General features: G+C 53.1%; 19 protein-coding genes and 1 tRNA gene. 11 read left to right on the top strand and 9 right to left on the bottom strand.

Annotated features, from left to right (window positions below; translation table 11 throughout):
• Positions 1 to 69 precede the first annotated feature (69 nt).
• A tRNA-Val gene (locus ACSSVF_RS08630) sits at positions 70 to 146 on the bottom strand.
• Positions 147 to 160: 14 nt separating this feature from the next.
• On the opposite strand from ACSSVF_RS08630, the gene ACSSVF_RS08625 reads away from it, so the two are divergent.
• On the top strand, positions 161 to 904 hold the full coding sequence (locus tag ACSSVF_RS08625; protein WP_492402862.1) for a 2OG-Fe(II) oxygenase: 744 nt from the start codon (positions 161 to 163) through the stop codon (positions 902 to 904).
• Between the two features lie 20 nt (positions 905 to 924).
• On the opposite strand, the gene ACSSVF_RS08620 is transcribed toward ACSSVF_RS08625, so the two are convergent.
• The 4 genes from ACSSVF_RS08620 to ypfJ all read right to left on the bottom strand — a co-directional run bounded on the left by ACSSVF_RS08620 (position 925) and on the right by ypfJ (position 4503).
• A complete protein-coding gene (locus ACSSVF_RS08620; protein ID WP_492402860.1) occupies positions 925 to 2106 on the bottom strand; it encodes a lytic murein transglycosylase in 1182 nt (393 codons plus the stop codon).
• A 79-nt stretch (positions 2107 to 2185) separates the two neighbouring features.
• Positions 2186 to 3013, bottom strand: coding sequence for an NAD-dependent epimerase/dehydratase family protein (locus ACSSVF_RS08615; protein WP_492402859.1), 828 nt, complete (start codon positions 3011 to 3013; stop codon positions 2186 to 2188).
• A gap of 11 nt (positions 3014 to 3024) precedes the next feature.
• On the bottom strand, positions 3025 to 3639 hold the full coding sequence (locus ACSSVF_RS08610; protein WP_492402857.1) for an NUDIX domain-containing protein: 615 nt from the start codon (positions 3637 to 3639) through the stop codon (positions 3025 to 3027).
• An 18-nt stretch (positions 3640 to 3657) separates the two neighbouring features.
• Positions 3658 to 4503 (bottom strand): KPN_02809 family neutral zinc metallopeptidase, encoded by an 846-nt coding sequence (gene ypfJ / locus ACSSVF_RS08605; protein WP_492402855.1) that lies wholly within the window; start codon positions 4501 to 4503, stop codon positions 3658 to 3660.
• 94 nt (positions 4504 to 4597) lie between these two features.
• Between ypfJ and ACSSVF_RS08600 the strand changes: the two genes are divergently transcribed.
• From ACSSVF_RS08600 to ACSSVF_RS08570, 7 genes are read left to right on the top strand one after another with little or no spacing between them, the layout of a single operon-like run.
• Entirely contained in the window at positions 4598 to 5191 is a 594-nt protein-coding gene (locus ACSSVF_RS08600) for a riboflavin synthase (RefSeq protein WP_492402853.1), read from the top strand.
• Positions 5191 to 6300: a bifunctional 3,4-dihydroxy-2-butanone-4-phosphate synthase/GTP cyclohydrolase II gene (gene ribBA, locus ACSSVF_RS08595; RefSeq protein WP_492402851.1), complete on the top strand. Its 1110-nt coding sequence runs from the start codon at positions 5191 to 5193 to the stop codon at positions 6298 to 6300. The genes ACSSVF_RS08600 and ribBA overlap by 1 nt, the downstream gene beginning before the upstream one ends.
• Entirely contained in the window at positions 6297 to 6902 is a 606-nt protein-coding gene (locus ACSSVF_RS08590) for a YqgE/AlgH family protein (RefSeq protein WP_492402849.1), read from the top strand. The genes ribBA and ACSSVF_RS08590 overlap by 4 nt, the downstream gene beginning before the upstream one ends.
• On the top strand, positions 6895 to 7398 hold the full coding sequence (gene ruvX, locus ACSSVF_RS08585) for a Holliday junction resolvase RuvX (protein ID WP_492402847.1): 504 nt from the start codon (positions 6895 to 6897) through the stop codon (positions 7396 to 7398). Before ACSSVF_RS08590 ends, ruvX begins: the two co-directional genes overlap by 8 nt.
• Before the next feature lie 12 nt (positions 7399 to 7410).
• The gene (gene pyrR / locus ACSSVF_RS08580) at positions 7411 to 7974 is read left to right on the top strand and encodes a bifunctional pyr operon transcriptional regulator/uracil phosphoribosyltransferase PyrR (RefSeq protein ID WP_492402845.1); all 564 of its coding nucleotides are present in this window, start codon (positions 7411 to 7413) and stop codon (positions 7972 to 7974) included.
• A gap of 1 nt (position 7975) precedes the next feature.
• Positions 7976 to 8932 carry an aspartate carbamoyltransferase catalytic subunit gene (locus ACSSVF_RS08575; RefSeq protein ID WP_444701222.1) on the top strand — a complete coding sequence of 319 codons (957 nt, stop codon included), beginning with the start codon at positions 7976 to 7978 and terminating at the stop codon, positions 8930 to 8932.
• Complete coding sequence (locus tag ACSSVF_RS08570) at positions 8929 to 10245, top strand: dihydroorotase (protein WP_492402843.1); 1317 nt, start codon at positions 8929 to 8931, stop codon at positions 10243 to 10245. The genes ACSSVF_RS08575 and ACSSVF_RS08570 overlap by 4 nt, the downstream gene beginning before the upstream one ends.
• Before the next feature lie 81 nt (positions 10246 to 10326).
• Here ACSSVF_RS08570 and ACSSVF_RS08565 read toward each other — a convergent pair whose 3' ends face one another.
• A complete protein-coding gene (locus tag ACSSVF_RS08565) occupies positions 10327 to 11487 on the bottom strand; it encodes a PilT/PilU family type 4a pilus ATPase (protein WP_492402841.1) in 1161 nt (386 codons plus the stop codon).
• A gap of 8 nt (positions 11488 to 11495) precedes the next feature.
• The gene (locus ACSSVF_RS08560; protein ID WP_492402840.1) at positions 11496 to 12539 is read right to left on the bottom strand and encodes a type IV pilus twitching motility protein PilT; all 1044 of its coding nucleotides are present in this window, start codon (positions 12537 to 12539) and stop codon (positions 11496 to 11498) included.
• Between the two features lie 75 nt (positions 12540 to 12614).
• On the opposite strand from ACSSVF_RS08560, the gene ACSSVF_RS08555 reads away from it, so the two are divergent.
• From ACSSVF_RS08555 to ACSSVF_RS08545, 3 genes are read left to right on the top strand one after another with little or no spacing between them, the layout of a single operon-like run.
• Positions 12615 to 13352: a YggS family pyridoxal phosphate-dependent enzyme gene (locus tag ACSSVF_RS08555; protein WP_492402838.1), complete on the top strand. Its 738-nt coding sequence runs from the start codon at positions 12615 to 12617 to the stop codon at positions 13350 to 13352.
• A gap of 2 nt (positions 13353 to 13354) precedes the next feature.
• Positions 13355 to 14185: a pyrroline-5-carboxylate reductase gene (gene proC, locus ACSSVF_RS08550; protein ID WP_492402836.1), complete on the top strand. Its 831-nt coding sequence runs from the start codon at positions 13355 to 13357 to the stop codon at positions 14183 to 14185.
• On the top strand, positions 14185 to 14733 hold the full coding sequence (locus ACSSVF_RS08545) for a YggT family protein (RefSeq protein ID WP_492402834.1): 549 nt from the start codon (positions 14185 to 14187) through the stop codon (positions 14731 to 14733). Before proC ends, ACSSVF_RS08545 begins: the two co-directional genes overlap by 1 nt.
• Positions 14734 to 14773: 40 nt before the next feature.
• On the opposite strand, the gene rng is transcribed toward ACSSVF_RS08545, so the two are convergent.
• A complete protein-coding gene (gene rng / locus ACSSVF_RS08540) occupies positions 14774 to 16240 on the bottom strand; it encodes a ribonuclease G (RefSeq protein WP_492406331.1) in 1467 nt (488 codons plus the stop codon).
• Positions 16241 to 16289: 49 nt separating this feature from the next.
• Positions 16290 to 16856: a Maf family protein gene (locus tag ACSSVF_RS08535; RefSeq protein WP_492402832.1), complete on the bottom strand. Its 567-nt coding sequence runs from the start codon at positions 16854 to 16856 to the stop codon at positions 16290 to 16292.
• Positions 16857 to 16904: the final 48 nt, after the last annotated feature.

Below are 16904 nucleotides of genomic sequence, written 5' to 3'. Positions count from 1 at the left end.
AACCCTGGCATCACCCCAAAAATAGCTCAAAACAAAAAAGCCACCTCACTGAGGTGGCTTTTTATTATCTGGTAGTCGCGAATGGACTCGAACCATCGACCCCCACCATGTCAAGGTGGTGCTCTAACCAGCTGAGCTACGCGACTATAAATTCACAGTCATGCTGCAAATCAATAAGGTTGCGCATTCTATCCGAAAGCAGGCTGATAGGCAATGGTATCCGCCTTATAATATCGCCATGAATTCCAACGATATCGCCCCCGCCCTTTTGCCTGACGACATGGCAACGCAGTTACTCGACACCCTGACTCGCCAGCACTATTGTGTGATTGATCGGTTTATCCCTGACGACTTGATCGCATCCCTGCGCACTCTGGCACTGGCCAGCCAGCAAGAAGGTGCCATGCATCAGGCGGGTACTAGCAAAAACGCTGTCACCAACCCGGCATTGCGCGGAGACCAGATCGCCTGGCTGGATGAAAGCGACGAACACCCGACTGTGCGCCAATATTTTGCGCTGCTAGCCGAGCTGAAATTACTGGTGAATAGAAACCTGATGATGGGGCTGGACGAGATTGAAACACATTTTGCAGTCTACCCAGCCGGTTCCGCAGGCTATAGCACGCATATAGACCAGTTCCACCAGCACAAACAAGGCCCGGGCTCCCGCGCACTGACTTTGATTATCTATTTAAATGAGGTCTGGCCGAAAGACGCAGGCGGGGAATTACGTTTATATACCGGCCAGCACACTGCGGCGCCTTTGCCAGAGGCCGCTCATATCAATATTGCACCAATAGGTGGCAGGCTGGTATTGTTTTTATCGGACAGGTTCTGGCATGCCGTCCTACCGGCAACACAAGCCCGTATGAGCGTGACCGGATGGTTCAAAACCCGCAAGTGAGCAAGTTTACCATCGCGCCATCAAGGTTCTGACGTCAGGCGGTTAAATATCTCCACCCCAGGATAACCATCCAGGGGAAGTTTTTGCGTCGCCTGGTAACGGCGGATGGCTGCCTGTGTTTTAGCACCGGGAAAGCCATCCGGCGTGCCGCTGTCAAACCCTTTTGCATTCAGCGCTTCCTGCAATGCCCACATTTGCTGGTAGCTGAGGGCTGGCGGTTCGGGCGGCATCGCCAGCGTATACATATCTTGCCGTAATTGCTGACTCAACAGGCTCACACTCAGCGCATAATTCACCGAACGGTTCCACTGCATGATCACATCAAAATTAGGGAATACCATATAGGCAGGGCCATCAAAACCCTGCGGCAGAATGATGGCTGCTTGCAGCAGATTCAATGCATTTTCAGGTATGCCGACTACGCCAAGTTTGACCCATTCACTCACCGGTTTATTTAGCTGCAACTGCGCCTGGCTGTAATCAAACCCGGGTGGCAGCGCCACCAGCAGGCTGATGGGCTTACCTGATTGCCAACCTGCCTGTGACAGATAATTGGCAGCTGAACTGAATATATCCGGATACGAACCCCAGATATCAATTTTGCCATCCGCATCCGCGTCCACACCATATTTGAGCAAGGTGCTCGGCATAAATTGCATGTGCCCGGTGGCGCCCGCCCAGGAACCAGTGACCGGGCTATCGTACCTATGCTCGCGCTCGACCACGCGCATCAGGTTGAGTAGCTCGCGCTTGAAGAATTCGGCACGCCGCCCCTCATAAGACAATGTGGCCAGCGCCGAGGCAAGCGGAATATCGCCCATAAAGCCGCCAAAGTTGGTTTCCAGCCCCCAAAAAGCCACCAGGACCTCCTTGGGCACCTGGTACAACTCTTCGACCACATACAACACGCCCTGGTAATCCTGCAGCATCTGCTTGCCTTTATTGACCACGCGCTGGTTGATACGGCGGTTCACATAGGCTGAGAAACTGGTGACAAACTCAGGCTGTTTACGATCCAGCTCTATCACTTTTGGCAGGTAAGTCACCTGGTTGAGCGTCACATCGACCGCTTGCGGCGCAATATGCAGAGTCAGCGCCTCTTGTCGCAATGCGGCTACCCATAACTGAAAGCCCTCTCCGTCATCAGCAACGGCGACCACGTTATTGAATATCAGCCCGGCAACAAGTAATACTTTCAACATCGTTAGCAAATTCTTTCTACCTTGTAACCAAAATGGGATGACTTACGCACCGGACCACTCAACTAAAGACTGGCAATCATTACTTAGCGGCCAATATCGCGGCATAACCTGCCTGATAATCGGCGAACTGCAACTTAAACCCGCTTTGCGGCAAAAACTGGTTGGTGATACGTTTGCCAGATTGCGGCTGCATAGGCGGCGTATCTGGCAACGGCACTTGCAATTGACCCGCCATCCACTGCAACACCTCGTGCTGCAAGGCAGGCACGCCATCCGTTACAATACAATGCGCGGGCAACACCGCCTGGTTCGCCACCTGCTCATACAAATGCACCACCGCCCGCGCCACATCCTGCTCATGAATACGGTTAGTCCAGTGCGCATGCTTAGGCCAGCGGGCCGGATCTTGCACGGCGCGTAATAAATACAACCGTTGCGGGCCATAAATACCCGACACGCGTAAAGCAGAATGCCCGCAGGGCAAATCATAAAGCAGACGCTCGGCATCCAGCATGACCTGCCCATCAGCGTCAGCCGGTAATACGGCAGTGCTGTCATCAATGAACTCACCCTGATGTTCGCCATAAATGCCGGTGCTGGAGATAAAAAATACGTGCCGCAACGCCGATTTGGACACTTGCGCCAGTACATTTTTTAAACCTTGCACATAGGTTTGCTGATAAGACTGTCCTTCTACGGGCGCCAGGCAATAGAGCAGGATTTCAGGCTGCAATTCAGCCAGCGCCGGCAACGCCTCATCGGCAACCACATCCAGGTGCAATACCTGCGCACCCTCCGGCACCCCTTGTCTGGAACGACGCACTATCGTCAGTTCATGCCCATGCGTGAGGGTTTGCTGCGCGATCAAGGTACCTAAACCACCGCAGCCTATCTGTAATACCTTCATTCACGTTCTCTCTAAATACTCAATCCTGATACGGGATGCTGACGCAAATAACGCTCAGCCAGCAACATGGCGCCCATGGTTTTACTATCGGTGATTTCTCCGGTTTCAATCGCTTGCATCACACGTGCAAATGGCCAGACAAACACATCCATTGCTTCATCAATATCCCTGGCATGCTCGCCCAAGGCCAGCCCGGTTGCCAGGTAGATATGAATCACCTCATTCGAATAACCGATACAAGGATGCTGGATACCCAGTTTCACCCAAGCAGTGGCACGATAGCCGGTTTCCTCCAGCAACTCGCGTTGGCCGGTCTGCAATACGGGTTCACCGTGATCGATCTTACCGGCTGGCAGTTCTATAAATACCTGTTTGAGTGGATAGCGGAACTGCCTTTCCAGCACCACCCCACCATCTTCGGTCAACGCCACGACTACCACAGCGCCAGGATGGGTGACATACTCACGGCCACTCACAGTGCCATTGGGCAAGCGCGCTTCGTCATAGCGTACGGTGAGCATGTTGCCCTGTGCCAGAATCTCGCTGGAAATCGTGGTTTCAATCAGATGTTGATCGTCTGGCAGATCGGTTGCAGATGCGGGCGCAGAATTACCTTGTTGGGTCATACCTTAAATTCCATACTGCTATGCTGATGTTTTAAATGTATTGCAGTCGTTCACGCTGCCGGATTGCAGCCCTGTTTTAAACCATTGCACCCGTTGTTCGGCACTGCCATGGGTAAAGCTGTCTGGCACCGCGTAGCCTTGCGCCTGCTTTTGCAAGGTGTCATCGCCAATGGCGGTGGCTGCACGTAGCGCTTCTTCAATATCACCGTCTTCCAGGATACGGAATTGCTGGTTGGCATGGTGCGCCCACACACCGGCATAGCAGTCCGCCTGCAATTCCAGTTTGACCGAATAAGCATTGGCATCGGCTTCTGAGCCAGCCTGTTGCCTTGCCTGCTGCACTTTTTGCGAAGTGCCCAGCAGGTTTTGAACGTGGTGACCTACCTCGTGCGCAATCACATAAGCCTGCGCAAAATCACCAGGCGCCTTGAAACGCTCTTGCAGTTCCTGGTAAAAACTCAGGTCGATATAGACCTTTTGGTCGGCCGGGCAATAAAACGGCCCCATCGCTGCCTGGCCCTGGCCGCAGGCGGTTTGCGTGGCACCTCCGAAAATCTCCAGATTGGGCGCGCTGTACTGCTTGCCTGCCGAAGTGAATATTTCTTGCCAGACCTGTTCGGTACTCCACAAGACTTTGGCAACAAACTTCACTTTTGGGTCATTGCTATCTGCAGGCGCAGCTGAAGTTTGCGCAGCAGGCTGCCCTTGTTGCGCCAGGTTCAGGACCAGATTGGGGTCTACGCCGAAATACATCACCACCAGTGCAATGGCAATTGTGCCTATGCCGATACTGCGGCCACCGATCAGGCCACGGCCACGACTGTCTTCTACATGCTGACTTTCTTCCAGATCATCTAAACGCATATGCTCACCCGGCCAAGTATGAAAAAATATTGGATTATGAAAAATGTTGTGGGAATGTGATTACTTTAGCATGCAGCACTGATAAAATCACACCATGTTCACTGGGATTATTCAAACCGTCGGCCACATCGCCGACGTAGTCACGCACGGCGACGATCGCGCATTACGTATCGAAGCTTCCGATTTAGGTCTGCAAGATGTCCAGCTGGGGGATAGCATCGCCGTCAATGGTGTATGCCTCACCGTGACCAGCCTGGACCACAATACTTTTGAAGTGATGGCGTCTAAAGTCACGCTGGAAGTCACCTCCGGGCTAAGCAAGCCCGGGCCGGTGAACCTGGAGAAAGCCTTGCGGCTGGCTGACCGGCTTGGCGGCCACCTCGTTACCGGCCATGTCGATGGCGTAGGCACCATTACCGCATTGGAACCCGTAGGCGAATGCTGGTTGCTGAAAGTGCGTGCCCCGCATGCGCTGAGCAAATATATCGCACAAAAAGGCTCATTATGTGTGAATGGCGTCAGCCTGACAGTCAATGCCATCACGCAGGATGAAGCCAGCATCAACCTGATCCCCCATACCATGCAACACACTATCATGCAGTTTGCCAAACCCGGAGATGCAGTGAATCTGGAAATTGATTTAATCGCGCGCTATGTTGAGCGCATGCAAGCCTGGGAGCAGGAATAATGTCGGCACAGATCAGTACTATTGAAGCGATTATTGCCGACATCCGTGCCGGAAAAATGGTCATCCTGGTAGACGACGAACACAGGGAAAACGAAGGCGACTTTGTGATCGCGGCTGAATTCGTCACCGCAGAACACATCAATTTTATGGCCAAGTATGGCCGTGGCCTGATTTGCCTGACATTGACAGAACAACGTTGCCGCCAGCTGAATTTGCCACCGATGACCCGCAAAAACGGCACGCGCCTGGGCACCAACTTCACCGTATCGATTGAAGCGGCAGAAGGTGTCACCACGGGCATTTCAGCCGCCGACCGCGCCACGACTATCCGCGCAGCCATCGCCAAAAACGCCAATGCCACCGATATCGTCAGCCCGGGCCATATCTTCCCGATCGGGGCGATGAACGGCGGCGTACTGGTGCGCGCCGGACACACTGAAGCGGGCTGCGACCTGGCGCAACTGGCCGGTTGCGAACCTGCCAGCGTGATCTGCGAAATCCTCAAAGATGACGGTGAAATGGCGCGCCTGCCGGATTTGATGCAAGTAGCTGCCGAGCATGACATCCGCATCGGCACCATTGCCGACCTGATTCATTACCGTGCCGCGCATGAGACCCTGATTGAACGCAGTGCCGAGCGCAAAATTGAAACAGCTTACGGGCCCATGCAACTGATCGCCTATCGCGACAATATCGCGCAGGAAACCCATCTGGTACTGGTCAAAGGCGACCCGCAAACCGCTGAAGAAACCCTGGTGCGCGTACACGAGCCTTTATCCATGATAGACCTGCTGGATAGCAGCCATCAATCGCATAGCTGGAATCTGTTACAAGCCATGCGCACCATCAGCAACGCTCCGTGTGGCGTCATTGTGCTGATTAACCATGATGAAGATGGGCTGGGGCTGACAGACAGGATTTTGCGGGCTGACCAGAAAATCACTCTCAATCAGGAGTTACGTAATTACGGCATAGGCTCACAGATCTTGCTGAACCTGGGTGTGAAAAAAATGCGCCTGATGGCCGCGCCGCGCAAAATGCCAAGCATGGATGGCTTCGGCCTGGAAATCACCGGCTACCTCAGTGAAGAGGAAGCGCCATCTGTATGAGTGAACAATTACCTTTATCTGACATCAACGAACGATTAAACCTGACCGGCCAGATCCTGATCGCCATGCCGGCCATGCAAGACCCTTACTTCAGCAAAAGCGTGATCCTGATCTGCAGTCACGATGATGATGGGGCCATGGGCATGATCCTCAACCATCCTCTGCAACTCAATGTCGGCGACTTGTTTGAACAACTTGAAATGGCGTGTGATGCCCCGCATCAGCAGGATAGACTGGTGCATTTTGGCGGACCGGTGCAAGTCGAACGCGGTTTTGTGTTGCATACGCCTGCCACAGAATTCAATACGACTTTAGGTTTGTCTGAAGGGCTGGCGATGACGTCTTCCAAGGATATCCTGGAAGCAGCGGCCCGCGACGAGGCGCCGCAGGATATGTTTATCGCCCTCGGTTACACCGGCTGGTCTTCCGGCCAGCTGGAGGATGAGATCCAGGCGAATGCCTGGCTCACTTTACCCCTGGAAGACAGCGAACATCTGCATAAACTCATATTCACCCTGCCAAACGATGACAAGGTGTTATGGGCCATGCAGCAACTTGGGGTGGATTATGCCACCCTGTCCGAGGTGGCAGGGCATGCCTGAAGCGCTCAAGCACGGCAAGCAACCCCTGAATCAAAGCCACCTGCCTATTAGAGAACGCCGCTACCCTGATATCAGCGGCACCGTGCTCGCGTTTGACTTTGGTGAAAAACGTGTAGGCGTGGCGGTGGGCGAGACCTTGCTCGCCTTGGCGCACCCCTTACTGACCATCGCCGCAGAAGACAATGCCGGAAAGTTTGACCAGATAGCCTCACTCTTGCAGGAATGGCAACCGGTGTTACTGATCGTAGGCCTGCCGATGACCATGGATGGTGATGCCCATGCCATGACCGCGCTGGCACAAAAATTTGCCCAGCGGCTGGAAGGCCGCTTTAACCTGCCGGTGATGATGGTAGACGAGCGCCTGACTTCGGCCGAAGCAGCGCAGTCACTGCGTGAGGCAGGCATCAGGGGCCGCGCGCAGAAACAACATTTGGACCAGGTTGCCGCACAAACTATATTACAATCTTACTTTGACGCTTATCACTCACGTTCATAGCACAGGACTCTCATGATACTGCCTGACCCCGAACAACTACTGGATCAGCTTTACGACCAATTAAAACCGCGCATCCATGACAACACCGCTTTGGTCGGCATCTATACCGGCGGCGTGTGGTTGATGGAAAAACTGTTGCAACGCCTGCAAAACGACCTCGGCCGCGACATCGCGCATGGCAAACTGAATGCCTCCATGTACCGCGATGACTACGCCAGACGCGGCATGAAAACAACCGCCCAGCCTGGCCATATCCCTTTTGACGTCAATGACAGGCACATCATTTTAATAGACGATATTTTTTATACTGGCCGTACCGTGCGCGCAGTCATTAACGAACTATTTGATTATGGCCGCCCGGGCTTGATAGAGCTGGCAGCGCTGATCAACCGCGGTGGCGCGCAATTACCGATACGCCCGGACATTATCGGTGCCGACATTCCACTGCAACCGCACCAGGCATTCGAGCTTTCCATTAACACCCAGGGACGATTACTTCTCAGTGTGACAGACGCCAGCCAAACAACCTCCAAACCGCCTGAAGCCAACTCTCCTGCAGATAATGGAGCCAATTAACATGTATAACCCGCAACTGAACGCGCAGGGGCAATTGCAACACCTGCTCAGTATCGAAGGCCTGCCCAAACGCATCCTCACTGATATTCTGGATGCCGCCGAAAACTTTGTTGGCGTGGCTGAACGCGAAATCAAAAAAGTGCCGCTGCTGCGAGGTAAAACTGTCTGCAACCTGTTTTTTGAAAACAGTACACGTACACGCACTACCTTTGAGATCGCTGCCAAACGTTTGTCTGCCGACGTATTAAACCTGAACGTCAGTACCTCATCACAATCCAAAGGCGAGAGCATACTCGACACCGTCAACAACCTGATTGCCATGCATGCGGATATGTTTGTCGTCCGCCACCAGCAGAGCGGCGCCGCGCATTTTATTGCGCAGCATGTACCGCCACATATCAGCGTCATTAATGCCGGTGACGGCCGCCATGCGCACCCTACCCAGGGTTTGCTCGATGTATTTACCATCCGCAAATACAAACCAGAGATGCATAACCTGCGCGTAGCGATTGTTGGCGATGTACTCCATTCCCGCGTGGCACGTAGCGAAATCCATGCGCTGGCCACTCTGGGTGTGCCTGAAATCCGCGTCATTGCCCCGCGAACTTTATTGCCTGCCGAAGTTGAAAAACTCGGTGTGCAGGTCTACCACAATATGGATCAAGGCCTGAAAGATGTCGATGTGATCATGATGCTGCGCCTGCAAAACGAACGCATGTCTGGCGCCCTGCTGCCAAGTACACAAGAATTCTTCCAGACCTTTGGCCTGACCCCGGAGCGACTGACACTGGCCAGGCCAGATGCCATTGTCATGCACCCTGGCCCGATGAACCGTGGTGTAGAAATCGATTCCAGCGTGGCAGATGGCAAACAATCGGTCATTCTGCCGCAAGTCACCTATGGCATCGCAGTGCGTATGGCGGTGATGGCGATTCTGGGGGGAGGCAACGCCGCATGAACATAGTCATCAAACAAGGTCGCGTGATGGACGCCAGCCAGCAGCTGGATGACGTCAAAGATATTTATATCAGCGCAGACAAAATCGTCGCCATCGGCGATGCACCAGCTGGCTTCAAAGCAGACCAGACATTGGATGCGCATGGTAAATGGGTACTGCCCGGCCTGGTGGATTTATGCGCACGTTTGCGCGAACCCGGTAGTGAATATAAAGCCACCCTGCTGAGTGAACTGCGTGCGGCCATGGCCGGCGGTGTCACCAGCCTGGCCTGCCCGCCGGATACTGACCCGGTGCTGGATGAACCCGGCCTGGTTGAAATGCTCAAGCACCGTGCCAAGTCACATGCGCTGGCCCATGTCTATCCGCTAGGTGCCGTCACCCGCCAGTTGGAAGGCCACTTACTGACAGAAATGTTTGCGCTGACCTCGGCAGGTTGCGTTGGTTTCTCACAAGCAGATACCGCGATTGTCGACACACAAGTGCTGTGGCGCGCGTTTGAATACTCTGCCACTTTTGGCTACACCCTGTTTATGCGTGCAGAAGATCCTTACCTGGCGAAAAACGGGGTAGCCCATGATGGCGAAGTTGCTTCCAGGCTAGGCCTGAAAGGCATTCCGGTGGCAGCTGAAAGCATCGCCCTGCAAACCATGTTGCGCATTGCCCAAAACACCGGCGCCATCTTGCATATTGCGCGCGTTTCTACCGCAGAATCTGTCGAACTGATCCGCCAGGCCAAGCAAGCTGGCGTTAGCCTGACTGCCGATGTCAGCATCCAGCATTTGCATCTGACAGAAATGGATATCGGATTTTTTGACAGCATGGTGCACCTGAAACCACCGGTGCGCACGCAGCGTGACCGCGATGCATTACGTGCCGGCTTGCTGGATGGCACACTGGATGCTATTTGCTCCGACCACACCCCGGTCGATGATGATGCCAAAGCCTTACCGTTTGCTGAATCCCACCCCGGTGCATCGGCTTTGGAACTATTACTGCCATTGACCCTGAAATGGGCAGCGCAAGCCAAACTTACGCCTGCGCAAGCACTGCTGAAAATCACACAGGCCCCAGCCAATATCCTCGGTGTGGCTGCGGGTACTTTGAAGGTTGGCGCCATTGCCGATGTCGTGATTTACGACCCGGAAGTAGAATGGCGTGTAGATAGCCGTGTACTGGTCAGCCAGGGCAAGAATACGCCTTTCCTGAACCAGTCATTGTCCGGCAAAGTCTCCGCGACCATCACCAGCGGTGAACTGGTGTTCCAGCAGGAAACACTGCAACTGAACGTACAGCCAACCATTCACGCAGTCTGAAAACAACAAGGCCACCGTTCATACCATTGAGCGGTGGCCTGTTGATGGGCGCAGTATCAATGCTGCACCCAAAGAATGACTTTATAAAATATCCAGGTTAGAAATCCTGCTTTGATCCTGGTTTTCCAAATTAGGGATCTTGCTGTTCAGCTTGATCTTCAGCCTTAAATCATTGACTGAATCGGCGTTGCGCAAAGCATCGTCATAGGTGATTTTGCTTTCCTCATATAGCTCAAATAATGCCTGGTCAAAGGTTTGCATGCCCAGTTCACGTGATTTGGCCATGATTTCTTTAATCGCGTGCACTTCGCCCTTATAAATCAGGTCTGAGATCAGCGGTGAATGCAGCAGAACCTCAACTGCGGCCACCCGGCCACTGCCATCCACTTTGGGAATCAACCGTTGTGAAGCGATACAACGCAGGTTGAGCGATAAATCCATCAACAATTGCTGACGTCGTTCTTCCGGGAAAAAGTTAATGATCCGGTCCAGCGCCTGGTTGGTGCTATTGGCATGCAAGGTCGCCAGGCACAGGTGCCCGGTTTCCGAGAAGGCAATCGCATAATCCATGGTCTCACGGTCACGGATTTCGCCTATCATAATCACGTCCGGCGCCTGGCGCAGGGTGTTTTTCAGCGCCGTATGCCAGTTGTCAGTATCGACGCCGACTTCGCGCTGGGTGACGATGCAGTTTTTATGGCCGTGGATAAATTCTACCGGGTCTTCAATGGTAATAATGTGCCCGTAACTGCTTTCGTTTCTATGGCCTAGCATGGCAGCCATTGAAGTGGATTTTCCTGAGCCGGTGCCGCCGACAAAGATCACCAGCCCGCGTTTGGACATCATGACGTCTTTGAGCACTGGCGGCAGTTTCAAATCCTCAAACTTTGGAATATTCGTATTGATCACGCGGAACACCAGCCCGGCTGCGCTGCGCTGGATAAATGCATTCACGCGAAAGCGGCCGACGGTGGACATGCTAATGGCAAAATTGCATTCCCGGGTTTCCTTGAACTCCTGCGCCTGTTTATCATTCATCACTGCCCGCGCGATTTCGGCGGTTTGCTGTGTATTCAGTATTTGTGAGGAAACCGGTGTCAGTTTGCCATCTATCTTCATCGCCGGCGGAAAGCCCGCAGTGATAAACAAGTCAGACGCTTTTTTTGTCACCATCAGTTTGAGCAGGTCATTGACGAACTTCTCTGTCTGGGCCTGATCTGCGCCAGTTTGTATGCTATCCATGGTGTGTCTTACCCAATAATCGAATCGCGGTTGGCCGCTTTGGTACGCGCTTCACCAGCACTGATGATGTTGCGTTTCACCAGGTCTTGCAGGTTCTGGTCCAGCGTCTGCATACCCACGTTTTGCCCGGTCTGGATAGCAGAATACATTTGCGCGATTTTGTTTTCGCGGATCAGGTTACGGATCGCCGGTGTGCCTATCATGATTTCATGCGCAGCGACGCGACCCTGTTCATCCTTGGTTTTGCAGAGTGTTTGCGAAATCACTGCCCGCAAAGATTCTGACAGCATGGAGCGCACCATTTCTTTTTCAGCCGCCGGGAACACATCGACCACACGGTCTATGGTTTTGGCGGCGGAGCTTGTATGCAATGTACCAAACACCAGGTGGCCGGTTTCAGCCGCTGTCAGTGCCAGACGTATGGTTTCCAGGTCACGCATCTCACCTACCAGGATCACATCCGGGTCTTCACGCAAGGCAGAACGCAAGGCGTTATCAAACGATTGGGTATGCGGGCCGACTTCACGCTGGTTCACCAGCGATTTTTTTGAGCCATGTACAAATTCGATCGGGTCTTCCACGGTCAGAATATGCGACATTTGTGTTTCATTGATGTAATCAACCATCGCAGCAAGCGTAGTCGATTTACCGGAACCGGTAGGCCCGGTCACCAGCACGATGCCGCGTGGCGTATCGGCCAGGTCTTTAAACACTCTCGGCGCATTCAGCTCTTCCAGAGTCAACACCTTGCTCGGAATGGTACGGAATACCGCGCCGGCGCCGCGTTGTTGGTTAAACGCGTTTACCCGGAAACGTGCCAGATCAGGGATTTCAAACGAAAAATCGCATTCCAGCTTTTCTTCATACACCTTGCGCTGGGTATCATTCATGATGTCATATAGCATGCGATGGACTTCAGCATGATCCATGGCAGGTAAATTGATCTTACGGATGTCGCCATGGACACGGATCATCGGCGGCAAACCGGAGGATAAATGTAAGTCTGACGCTTTATTTTTGACAGAAAACGTCAATAAATCTGAAATATCCATAATTCACTCCAGTGATTATTTATATAATGTTATTTTGTTATTTAACCTGCATACCAGAGCTCGCACTTCCCAGCCATGACCGCCCCTATTCACGCCCCTGCTGACAATATTGCTGATATACAGCAAAAGATTGCACAAGCAAAAGCGCGTTTTCATATGTCGCAACATGTCACGCTGTGTGCCGTCAGTAAATCACAACCTGCTGATGCTATCCGTGCCGCTTACACAGCGGGCCAAACCGTATTTGGTGAAAACTATCTGCAAGAAGCCCTCACCAAACAGGCGCAGTTACAGGACTGTGCAATAGCATGGCACTTTATCGGGCCGATTCAAAGCAACAAAACACAGCAAATTGCCCGTCAATTCGATTGGATACACTCGGTTGACCGTTTAAAAATCGCACAACGCCTGTCAGATGCACGTCCTCCAGAACGCCCACCGCTCAACATTTGCCTGCAAGTGAACATTAGTGAGGAAGCAAGCAAAAGTGGTGCCAGTGGCCAGGAGCTATTGGAACTTGCCTTACAGATCAAACAATTGCCGCAGCTGCACCTGCGCGGGTTGATGGCTATCCCGGCACCACAGCAAGATTTTGCCGCACAACGTGACCAATTTCGGCAGGTACGCGCGCTGTTTGAGCATTTAAATACGCACGGCCTGCAACTCGATACCCTTTCCATAGGCATGAGCGGTGATTACGATGCCGCCATTGCCGAAGGTGCCACGCTGGTGCGTATAGGCACTGCCATTTTTGGTGCGCGCCTGCCCAAACCTTCCCCTGATTCAGATGTAGCTACCAAAGGAGCTGTTTAACCATGTCTTCACTCGCATCACCCCGTATTGCCTTTATCGGTGGCGGGAATATGGCACAAGCCCTGATCACAGGCCTGAAACAGCGTGCCTTCCCTATGCAGCAGATTACCGTGATTGACCCCGATGCCAGCAAGCATGATCAATTACAGAAAAACCTGGGCGTGCGCGCGGTGCAAGCTTTATCTGGGCAGGCATTACAAGTGGATGTGATCGTGCTGGCCGTGAAGCCACAGCAGTTGAAAGCGGTGGCAGAGTCCCTTGCGCCATTCCTGCAATCGCAACTGGTGATTTCTGTCGCAGCTGGCATTCGTACCGCCGATCTTAGCCGCTGGTTAAATGGCTATCGCACACTGGTACGCACCATGCCAAACACCCCGGCGCAAATCCAGGCAGGCGTGACCGGCGTGTTTGCGCTTACCGATGTCAATGCCGAACAGCGCCAACTAGCAGATAAGCTGTTGCAAGCAGCAGGCGAGGTGGTGTGGTTAACGGAAGAAGCACAACTGGATGCCGTCACCGCAATTTCTGGCAGTGGCCCGGCTTATGTATTTTTACTGATTGAAGCACTCACCGCAGCGGGCGTTGCCTTGGGGCTGGAGCAATCACAGGCACTACAACTCAGTATCGCGACGTTCAAAGGCGCCAGCCTGCTGGCCGCAGCAAGCGAAACACCGATTGCGACCCTGCGCGAGCAAGTCACCTCCAAGGGCGGCACTACCGAACAAGGCCTGCTGAGCCTGAATCAGCACAATATTCATGCCATTATGCAACATGCGGCACAACAAGCGGCCAACCGGGCAAAAACCCTGGGCGACGAACTGGGAGGACAATAATGTTAGGTGAGATGACTGTATTTTTGCTGAGGACGGTATTCGGCATTTTGACGTTTTTACTGGTGTTGCGTTTCCTGATGCAATGGACTCGTACCTCGTTTCAAAACCAGCTTGGGCAAATGACCATGGTACTGACTGATTTCATGGTCAAACCGACGCGCAAACTGATACGCCCGGTCAGGCAATGGGATATGTCGACCTTGATACTCGCTTTCCTGATGCAGGTGCTCCTGTTCGCCCTGATCTCAATACTGGTAGGCGCAGGCGCTTCCCCGGTATTGTGGGTATGGCAGGCGATTTTTGGTGTGCTGGGGCAGATCGTAGATGTATTTTTCTATGCCATTCTGCTGATGGCCATTTTAAGCTGGGTGAATCCTTACAGCCCGATTTATGGTGTGCTCAACCAGCTCACCGCCCCTATTCTTGAGCCATTACGCCGGGTGTTGCCGCAGGTTCAGGGTTTTGATTTTTCGGCACTGGTTGCACTGATCCTGCTGCAAATGATCAGCCATATCGTGTTGCCAGGCCTGGCTAACAGTATTTTTTAATGCGAATGCCGGGCGTCTGCCTAGGCGCCCGGCATTTAATTTACATCCAGACGATATCGAACTCTTCGCGCCCGTACTGGGTATCCGGGTGCAAAGTCACTGGTTTTTTAATAAAATCCGACAGGCTGGCCAGGCTTTGTGATTCTTCATCACTCAGCATATTGATGACTTCAGGCGAGGCCAGGATTTTGAATGCGTTGGCACTTTTAAACTGCCGCGACTCACGCAACAATTCACGCATGATTTCATAGCTGATGGTTTGCGCCGTTTTCAACTCGCCGCGCCCCTGGCAAACCTTGCACGACTCACACAGCAAATGCGCCAGGCTTTCACGTGTGCGTTTGCGGGTCAGTTCTACCAGGCCTAGCGTAGAGAAGCCATTGACGTTGATACGCGCCCTGTCCAGCATCACCGCTTTGCGTAACTCTTCCAGCACGGCCTCGCGCTGCGCATCTTCATCCATATCAATAAAGTCGACAATGATAATGCCGCCCAGGTTGCGCAACCGCAACTGACGGGCAATGGTTTGTGCGGCTTCAAGATTGGTTTTAAAAATGGTGTCGGACAGGTTTTTGCCACTGACAAAACTGCCGGTATTCACATCGACTGTAGTGAGTGCCTCTGTCTGGTCAAAAATCAGGTAACCGCCTGATTTCAGTTCGACCTTGCGTGACAGTGCTTTTTCGATCTCATTTTCAATATCATAAAACTCGAATAATGAGCGCTCGCCCTTGTAGTGCGTGAGCGGTTTGACTGCGTGCGATACATACAACTCGGCAAACTCTTTCAGCCGCTCGAACATTTCGCGCGAATCAACGCGGATATTGGTGGTTTCCTTGCACACCACATCGCGCAATATGCGGCGCGGCAAACTCAGGTCGTAAAAAATCAGCGAGCGTTCGCCAACGGTGGTGCTCTCCGTCTGTATCTTGCTCCACACCTTGCGCAGATACTCGATATCAGCCAGCAACTCTTCGTCCGTGGCATTTTCTGACATGGTGCGGATGATGTAACCGCCTTCACGCTGTTCCGGCAACAAGCCCAGCAAGCGATTGCGCAAAAACTCGCGTTCTTCTTCTATATCAATGCGCTGCGAGACGCCAATATGTTTTTGAAACGGCAAATAAACCAGAAAACGTCCGGCAATACTGATTTCAGTAGTCAGCCGAGCACCCTTGGTGCCTATCGCCTCTTTAATCACTTGTACGATGATGGACTGGCCTTCATGCAGCACTTCCTGGATCGGCCTGTCAGTTTTGACATCACCTTCTTCAGAGTGGCACGCCATAATATCGGCCGCATGCAGAAAGGCCGCGCGTGGCAGGCCGATTTCCACAAACGCGGATTGCATGCCTGGCAACACCCGCACCACGGTGCCACGATAAATGTTACCGACAATGCCCAGCGAAGATGCCCGCTCAATATGCAACTCCTGGACCACACCCTGCTCCAGGATCGCCACGCGCGTCTCCTGCGGCGTGACGTTGATTAATACTTCCTGCGCCAATGACATTTTGCTTTACCCGATCCCAAACCGTTACCGTTTTTCCCAGAGTTTACCACGCGTGCAACAACTGCGCCGTTTCATGCAGTGGCAAGCCCATCACCCCGCTGTAGCTACCATCGATACGCGCGATCCAGGCGCCCGCACGCCCCTGTATGCCATAGGCACCGGCTTTGTCCATCGGTTCACCGCTGGCGACATAATCCTGCAATACAGCCATCGGCACCGACATCATTTCTACGCGCGTGGTGCTGAGTAAACAGTGCACCTCACCCACCTGGTAAACAGCCACCGCCGTATGCACCAGATGCACGCTACCACTCAGGCGGGATAACATCGCCAGCGCCTCATCTGCATCCGCTGGTTTACCCAGAATCTCTTGCCCCAATGCTACGGTGGTATCTGCGGCCAGGATAGCCAGTCCGCGGCCTGCATGTGTGGCGGCAATGGCCAGCGCTTTGGCTTTTGCCAGTCGCTGAACGTAGACAGCCGGATCTTCACCTGTAAGGCAGGACTCATCAATATCCGCCGGGACGATCTCGCATTGCACGCCTAGTTGCGCCAGCAGCTCGACACGGCGCGGGCTGCGTGATGCCAGGATAATCTTTTTGTGTTGCATAGTAAGTGACCTATTGGGATTAAAAGCGTGACTAAATATAAGCCTGAC

This window comes from Methylophilus sp. E2MeOHC9 (genome assembly GCF_058744375.1).
The sequence above is the reverse complement of the archived record's forward strand: the minus strand, read 5'-3'. Positions and strand labels throughout refer to the sequence as shown.

What these genes read in the sequence shown, in the direction of transcription:
- ACSSVF_RS08625 (WP_492402862.1), top strand. Translation starts at nt 161, where the DNA reads ATGCTGCAAATCAATAAGGTTGCGCATTCTATCCGAAAGCAGGCTGAT.
- ACSSVF_RS08620 (WP_492402860.1), bottom strand. Translation starts at nt 2,106, where the DNA reads ATGTTGAAAGTATTACTTGTTGCCGGGCTGATATTCAATAACGTGGTC.
- ACSSVF_RS08615 (WP_492402859.1), bottom strand. Translation starts at nt 3,013, where the DNA reads ATGAAGGTATTACAGATAGGCTGCGGTGGTTTAGGTACCTTGATCGCG.
- ACSSVF_RS08610 (WP_492402857.1), bottom strand. Translation starts at nt 3,639, where the DNA reads ATGACCCAACAAGGTAATTCTGCGCCCGCATCTGCAACCGATCTGCCA.
- ypfJ (WP_492402855.1), bottom strand. Translation starts at nt 4,503, where the DNA reads ATGCGTTTAGATGATCTGGAAGAAAGTCAGCATGTAGAAGACAGTCGT.
- ACSSVF_RS08600 (WP_492402853.1), top strand. Translation starts at nt 4,598, where the DNA reads ATGTTCACTGGGATTATTCAAACCGTCGGCCACATCGCCGACGTAGTC.
- ribBA (WP_492402851.1), top strand. Translation starts at nt 5,191, where the DNA reads ATGTCGGCACAGATCAGTACTATTGAAGCGATTATTGCCGACATCCGT.
- ACSSVF_RS08590 (WP_492402849.1), top strand. Translation starts at nt 6,297, where the DNA reads ATGAGTGAACAATTACCTTTATCTGACATCAACGAACGATTAAACCTG.
- ruvX (WP_492402847.1), top strand. Translation starts at nt 6,895, where the DNA reads ATGCCTGAAGCGCTCAAGCACGGCAAGCAACCCCTGAATCAAAGCCAC.
- pyrR (WP_492402845.1), top strand. Translation starts at nt 7,411, where the DNA reads ATGATACTGCCTGACCCCGAACAACTACTGGATCAGCTTTACGACCAA.
- ACSSVF_RS08575 (WP_444701222.1), top strand. Translation starts at nt 7,976, where the DNA reads ATGTATAACCCGCAACTGAACGCGCAGGGGCAATTGCAACACCTGCTC.
- ACSSVF_RS08570 (WP_492402843.1), top strand. Translation starts at nt 8,929, where the DNA reads ATGAACATAGTCATCAAACAAGGTCGCGTGATGGACGCCAGCCAGCAG.
- ACSSVF_RS08565 (WP_492402841.1), bottom strand. Translation starts at nt 11,487, where the DNA reads ATGGATAGCATACAAACTGGCGCAGATCAGGCCCAGACAGAGAAGTTC.
- ACSSVF_RS08560 (WP_492402840.1), bottom strand. Translation starts at nt 12,539, where the DNA reads ATGGATATTTCAGATTTATTGACGTTTTCTGTCAAAAATAAAGCGTCA.
- ACSSVF_RS08555 (WP_492402838.1), top strand. Translation starts at nt 12,615, where the DNA reads ATGACCGCCCCTATTCACGCCCCTGCTGACAATATTGCTGATATACAG.
- proC (WP_492402836.1), top strand. Translation starts at nt 13,355, where the DNA reads ATGTCTTCACTCGCATCACCCCGTATTGCCTTTATCGGTGGCGGGAAT.
- ACSSVF_RS08545 (WP_492402834.1), top strand. Translation starts at nt 14,185, where the DNA reads ATGTTAGGTGAGATGACTGTATTTTTGCTGAGGACGGTATTCGGCATT.
- ACSSVF_RS08535 (WP_492402832.1), bottom strand. Translation starts at nt 16,856, where the DNA reads ATGCAACACAAAAAGATTATCCTGGCATCACGCAGCCCGCGCCGTGTC.